Genomic DNA, 6,344 nt, shown 5'->3' with positions numbered 1-6,344 from the left:
GCCAAACAATGAACGAACAGGCCAGTGACCAGGCAGCAGACGCGCAAAATTCCCCCGCGAACGGCATTGAGATGTATGATCGCAACGTTGAGGCGATCGCGGCGTTCATCGAAAGCGGGTGCATAGCCGGCGAAGGCGCGCTCGGCATCGAGCTCGAGCACATCATCGTTCGCGAGGACGGCTCGCCGGTGAATTACTCGGGCGAAGACGGCATCCAGAGCGTGCTTGAGGTGCTGCGCACCGATTACCCGCAAGCAACCTACGACGCCGAGGGCGACCTTTTAGGCGTGGCGCGCCCCGGCGAGGCGGTGACTATCGAACCCGCCGCTCAGGTGGAACTTTCCGCAGGCCCTTTCCATGAACTGGCCAGCGCACAGGCATGCTTCGAGCGATTCGAGGAGAAGCTTTGCAGCGTGCTCGCGCCGAAGCACGGGAAGCTCGCGAAGGCGGGCTATCACCCCACGGCGCGCGCGACGAGCCTGGAGCTTATCCCCAAGCAGCGCTACGAGTACATGAATCGCTACCTCGGCGCCGTAAGTCCCTTCGGACCTTGCATGATGCGAGGAAGCGCATCAACGCAGGTGAGCATCGACTACGCGAGTATCGGCGACTGCATTCGCAAGTATCGCGTCGCGAGCATGCTTACGCCGATCCTGTCGCTCATCTGCGACAACTCCCCTATCTTTGAAGGCGCGCCGCGCACTCACCGCATGGTGCGCACCGAGATTTGGCAGCACTGCGACCCCGAGCGCTGCGGCATCGTGCCGGGCGCTGTTGAAGATGGTTTCTCGCTGCGCGATTATGCGCGCTGGGTCTACGACACGCCGGCGATCCTTGTGCCCGACGGGCAGGGCGGCTGGCGCGAGGATTCCCGCCGCTTCAGCGAGATTTACGCCGCGCGCCCCATGGACCGCGCCGATATCGAGCACGCGCTGTCGATGGTGTTTCCCGACGTGCGACTGAAGACCTACCTGGAGATTCGCCCCGCCGACGCGATGCCCGTGCTCTACGTTGTCGCATACGCCGCGCTCGTGAAGGGAATTTTCTACTGCGAGGAAAGCCTGACGCGCGTGGAGGAGCTCATCGGCGGCATCACAACGAGCGACGTCGAGCGGGCAAAGAACTCGCTGCAGGAGCTGGGCTACGCGGGCGAGGTGTACGGCAGGCCGGCAGCCGAGTTTGCCGACGAGGTCATAGCCGCCGCACGAGCCGGGCTTTCCGAAAGCGAGCGAGGTTTTCTCGAGCCGCTCGAGAAACTCGTCGCCGCGCGAACGACGCTCGCCGATTTGGGGTAGTTTCGCCGGCAGTTTCGCCGCGTAAACGCACCCCGCACGTGGTGGCCTTGACCGCGCACTTCAGATAGACTGACAGCTAACGCTTTTCAGACCGAGAGGAGATGTGCTTCATGAGCAATGAAGGCAAAAAGGTGAAGACCCACTACAAAGGCACGCTCGACGACGGCACGCAGTTCGATTCATCATACGATCGCGGCGAGCCGCTCGAGTTCACCTGCATGGCAGGCCAGATGATTCCTGGCTTCGACAAGGCCGTGCGCGACATGGAGGTTGGCGAGACCAAGACGGTTCGTCTCGAGCCCGCCGAGGCATATGGCGAGCACAATCCGGCGCTCGTGCAGAAGATGCCGCGCTCGAATGTTCCCAATGCCGATCAGCTGCCTATAGGACAGACCATCTACCTGCGCTCGGGCAGTTCGGCGCCCTTCCCCGCACGCGTCGTGGAAGTGACCGACGACTCCGTGAGCTTTGACATGAACCACGAGTTGGCAGGCCAGGCGCTCACCTTCGAGATCACCCTGGTGGAAGTCGCGGACTAGCCGCCGCACGCATCGCGAGCCCGAAAGCCCCGCATCCATCCGCTTTTGCGAAGGACGCGGGGCGTTCTCACTTTATGTAGTCCCTAACTGTAACCTTGAGCGAGACGTCGCGAGGCGCGCATTTTCGCCCATCTGCCCGCCGGCCCCACCCTCACGTGAAGCGGGGCGCGTCTACTTGATGCGAGATTGCAATTCGCTGATTTTAGTCTTCGCCCTGGAATAATGATAGGCGCCGATGCCGACGAAGCCGGCAGCTACAACCGCGATCGCGTAAGTAGCTACGCTCGCCGACACCGTCTCGGGGTCGAACATGCCGTTCGCCACCAGAACCTGGCGAATGATCAGGAACAGCACGAAGATGATGATCCCGCCTGCCGTCTGCATGAAACCGCGCGTTTTTTTCTGCTCGAGCTCGGCGATCTCCTCGCGGAGCTTGCGCTCCTTCTTGCTCATTCCCTTTGCCATTTCCCACTCCTTACAGCGCCGCATGCGACGCGCGCGAACCCTTAAAAACCAATGCCATCCAGTATAGGGCAAGCTCTCGAAAATAAGGCGGGCCTCCCTCCATACGAGGAAAGCCCGTCAAGATGAAACACAAGCAAGGCGCGTCACGAACGCACGACCGCGACGCACGACGCACGGCCGTCTTACGAAAAGCGGTCGCTTAAGCCTTCACCGACTCGCTCATGCCTTCAGGCACGCCGCTTTCGCCCGCGGCATCGTAGCCCTCGAGCTCTTCCTTGTCGAGCTTCTTCACCATGGAGGCGTCGTAGCCGAGCTCCTTCAGCGAGTTCAGCGCCTTCTCGGCATGAACCTGCTCGAGCGGCTTGCGGCCGAACGTCCAGTTATAGATGAAGAACGTAAACAGCGCGGTGATGGCAAGGCCGGCAACCGCGAGCAGGAACGAGCCCAGGTGCACGCCGGCGCCCGCGAGGTTGCCCGCCGCAAGCTCGATGCCCACGTTGTACATGTTGTAACCGCCAACCGTGATCATGACGGAGAAGCCCTCGCCGGAGAAGTTAGCGAGCGCACCAGAAATTCCGAAGGGCGCGAAGATTGCGCCCAACATCCATGCCGTGATCAGGATGTGAAGCGGGGTGACCTTCTTGGTGACTTTCTTCAAGCACACGAACAGAATCTGGAAGAACGCGGCGAGCAGACCGCCCACAAGGAACGCGTACACGAACAGCATGCCGCCCTCGGTCTTTGCGACGCCGAGGTTGTTGTTGAACCCGACCGTGCCACAGATCCAGCCGATCGCGATGCAGATGGCGGCGAACAGCACATTGAACCACACAACGAACCACACGCAGTTCCAGATGCACTTGCCCATCTTCTCGTTGTTCTTCGTCCAGGGGCCCACAGCTTTCATGCCGACCGCCATCGCGAAGCCGGAGAACGGGAGCAGCGCGCCGAACGTCGCCCATTCCTCAACGTACTGATAGCACGCAAGGCCGCCCAAGATGCAGCCGATTACGCCCATGCTGATGAGCGTGGCGCCGCCCATGAAGAACGCCATCGGCGTGCCTACGAGCACGGTCTGCCAGAACGTGAGGATCGCCTGGGCGATGAGCGCGAAGGTGCCGCCCACCAGGAAGCTGTAGATAACTGTCTTGTATGGTTTCATGACCATCCCCTTCAACTATTCTATTGACTCCACATCGCACGAATGCGCAAAAACAGACACGCTTTCCCTCAAAAGCGTAATCATGCGCATGATAGACTACCCGAAAGCGCGCAATCGACCTCAACCCGCAGGGTCGAATCGACGGGTTGACTTGGCCGTGCGTCCTGCAGCGGAAGGACGAATTTGCCCTGGGAGCATAAGGAAGAGGCCGGCGGCGCGATGGCCGTCGACCCCTTCAATCCGCTAGCGACATTCGCGCAACCGCGCGGCGGTTCCGGCGACGCGGCATCGCTTCGTGCAACTGGGCATCGGTCTCCAACGACGTGGAGAAATTCGCGCAGCCGCGCATTGAGCCGGGATCCTACGACGACCTGGCATAAACACAAAGGGCCGGAAGGGAGAAAATCCTTCCGGCCCAGCTGTGCGACTGCGGCACCAAGAGACTGAAGCCGCCGTCGCGTGAAGCGGATCGCGAAGCGCATGCCCCGCGCTTCGCGATCCGTCATTTGCTTCTCGCTAATTCCCTGCAGCCCTTGAGGCTTGGTATTCCTCCACGAGCTTCTTCGTGACGTCGGCAGGCGCCTGCTCGTAGCCGTTGAGCTGGATGTTGTACGAGCCCGAGCCGCGCGTGATCGAACGCAAGTCCTTCGTGTACTTCACGACCTCGGCGTAGGGCACGCGCACGATGATCACCGTCTCGCCCTCGTCGTTGGAGTCGGTGCCGACGATGCGGCCGCGGCGCGTGGAGATGTCGCCCATGACCGGACCCGCATAGTCCTCACCCACCGTGATCTCCATGTCGGCCATCGGTTCGAGCAGCACGGGATCAGCTTGGTCGCACGCGGCGCGGAAACCGATGCGCGCAGCGGTCTTGAACGCCATCTCGTTGGAGTCGACGGAATGGTAGCTGCCATCGAACACGGCAACCTTGATGTCGACCATCGGGTAACCGGCGAGCACGCCTTCCTTCATGGTCTCCTGCACGCCCTTGTCGACCGCGGGAATAAGGCCGCCGGGGATAGCGCCGCCCTTGATCTCGTCGACGAACTCGTAGCCCGCCCCCGGGTTCGGGGAGATGCGCAGCCAGCAGTCGCCGAACTGCCCGGCGCCACCCGTCTGCTTCTTGTGACGGCCCTCCGCCTCGGCGGTCTTGCGGATGGTCTCGCGATACGGGATGCGCACCGGCACGAGGCGAACATCGACGCCCGTCTGCTCCTTGCAGCGGGAAATGAGCATGTCGACCTGCGTGTCGCCCATCGCGGTGAGCACGGTCTGGTGCGTTTCCTCGTTGCGCTGGATGTGGATCGACGGGTCGTTTTCCGCCGCGCGGGCAAGGAACGTCCCGAGCTTGTCCTCTTCCTTCTTGTTGACAGCCTCAATCGCGACCGGGTACTGCGGCACCGGCAGCGGCAAGGGGTCGACGGCGATCTCGCCGGTAAGGGAAATCGTGTCGCCCGTGCGAGTCTCGGCAAGCTTCGGCACAACGATGATGTCGCCCGCCTTCGCGCTCTTCACGTCAGTGGCTTCCTTGCCCATCATGACGTAGAGATGGCCCAGGCGCTCCTTCTTGCCCGTGCGCGCGTTGATGAGCTCCATGCCGGGCTCGAGCACGCCGGAGAGCACCTTAAGGAAGCTCAAGCGGCCCACGAACGGGTCAGAGAGCGTCTTGAAGGCGAAGGCCGCGGGGCGGTTCGTCTCGTCGATGGGGATGGAGGTGCCGTCGGCCATCTGGAAGCGACCGTGGCTCCTCGGGTGCGGGAAGTAGGTGCAGATGTCTTCCATAAGCCCCTGAATACCCTGCTTAATGATGGTGGAGCCTACAAACACGGGGATGAACAGCTCCTGCGCGATTGCCTTGTCGAGCAGCGACTCGAGCTCGACCTGTGTGAGCTGCTCTTCGCCTTCGAGATACTTCATCATAAGCTCGTCGTCGGCTTCGGCCACAAGATCGCACAGCTTGTCGCGGGCCGCCTGCGCAGCATCGGCGAACTCGACAGGAATGGGCTCGATGCGCTCGGAGTCGTCGCCCTCGCCGAAGTAGCGGGCTTCCATGCGGATGATGTCGATGACGCCCTTGAAGTCAGCGTCTTGCCCGATGGGGATGGTGACCGGGCCCAGACGCGAGCCGAAACGCGCGTGGAGCGTGGCCATGGCCATGTCGAAGTCGGCGTGCTCGCGGTCGATGTGGTTGATGAACACGGCTCGTGAAAGGCGCATTCCCTCGGCCTCGCGCCACAGCTTGGTGGTCATGACCTGTGGGCCCGCGACGGCGTCGACCACGAAAAGCGCCATTTCAGCAGCTTGCATGGTGGACAGCGTATCGCAGATGAAGTCGGGATGGCCCGAAGTGTCGAGCACGTTGATCTTGTAGTCCTTGTACGGGATGGGGGCGATCGAGGTGCCGATCGTGAACTTGCGTTTGATTTCCTCGGCGTCGTAGTCGAGATAGGACTTGCCGTCGTGCGTCGTACCCATGCGCGGGGTCTTGCCGGAGACGTAGAGCATCGCCTCAGCGAGCGAAGTCTTCCCCGCGCCGTCTTGACCCACCAGGACGACATTGCGCACGTGCTCAGTGGCAGGAGCTGCCATTTTGACCACCAACCTTTCGTTGCGTGGCCGCGCCCGAAAGAGCATCTTTGAGGCACAACCACTTTTAGTCTTGCACACACAAAGAACCGCTTGGTCAAGCCGACTTCGGCTTGCGTTGTAACCAGTGTAACGTACTTTCGCCCTTTTTCATCCGCTTGCCCCAAGATTTGCCCCGCACTTTGGAAAGCACTTGCATTTTACGGGGAAATGCGCGACACACGCGCCCGCGTGAAGCCATAGGGGAAGTCGTGCGACTATTCTACTCGCTTCATGCGGACGCTCATGTCGATGGGC

General features: G+C 61.6%; 5 protein-coding genes. 2 read left to right on the top strand and 3 right to left on the bottom strand.

The features are described from left to right. Both Q0G18_RS08720 and Q0G18_RS08715 read left to right on the top strand, forming a co-directional pair. Positions 1-1,295, top strand: a 1,295-nt coding sequence (locus Q0G18_RS08720; protein WP_366769316.1) for a glutamate-cysteine ligase family protein, incomplete at its 5' end; no start/stop codon positions are given. Between the two features lie 110 nt (positions 1,296-1,405). Further along, positions 1,406-1,834 carry a peptidylprolyl isomerase gene (locus tag Q0G18_RS08715; protein ID WP_158049904.1) on the top strand — a complete coding sequence of 143 codons (429 nt, stop codon included), beginning with the start codon at positions 1,406-1,408 and terminating at the stop codon, positions 1,832-1,834. 171 nt (positions 1,835-2,005) lie between these two features. Here Q0G18_RS08715 and Q0G18_RS08710 read toward each other — a convergent pair whose 3' ends face one another. The 3 genes from Q0G18_RS08710 to fusA form a co-directional block, all read right to left on the bottom strand. Then, positions 2,006-2,299 carry a hypothetical protein gene (locus Q0G18_RS08710; protein WP_297152087.1) on the bottom strand — a complete coding sequence of 98 codons (294 nt, stop codon included), beginning with the start codon at positions 2,297-2,299 and terminating at the stop codon, positions 2,006-2,008. Between the two features lie 199 nt (positions 2,300-2,498). After that, a complete protein-coding gene (locus tag Q0G18_RS08705) occupies positions 2,499-3,461 on the bottom strand; it encodes a SpoVA/SpoVAEb family sporulation membrane protein (protein ID WP_297152084.1) in 963 nt (320 codons plus the stop codon). Between the two features lie 516 nt (positions 3,462-3,977). Beyond that, a complete protein-coding gene (fusA, locus tag Q0G18_RS08700; protein WP_297152081.1) occupies positions 3,978-6,050 on the bottom strand; it encodes an elongation factor G in 2,073 nt (690 codons plus the stop codon). Positions 6,051-6,344 lie beyond the last annotated feature (294 nt).

The organism is uncultured Ellagibacter sp. (assembly GCF_934636505.1).
GTDB lineage: Bacteria > Actinomycetota > Coriobacteriia > Coriobacteriales > Eggerthellaceae > Ellagibacter.
Note: the sequence above shows the minus strand (reverse complement) of the source record. Positions and strands in the feature narration are given on the sequence as shown.

Bases quoted from the DNA above. Each gene is read 5' to 3' on its own strand.
- Q0G18_RS08710 (WP_297152087.1), bottom strand. From the start codon at position 2,299: ATGGCAAAGGGAATGAGCAAGAAGGAGCGCAAGCTCCGCGAGGAGATC.
- fusA (WP_297152081.1), bottom strand. From the start codon at position 6,050: ATGGCAGCTCCTGCCACTGAGCACGTGCGCAATGTCGTCCTGGTGGGT.
- Q0G18_RS08705 (WP_297152084.1), bottom strand. From the start codon at position 3,461: ATGAAACCATACAAGACAGTTATCTACAGCTTCCTGGTGGGCGGCACC.
- Q0G18_RS08715 (WP_158049904.1), top strand. From the start codon at position 1,406: ATGAGCAATGAAGGCAAAAAGGTGAAGACCCACTACAAAGGCACGCTC.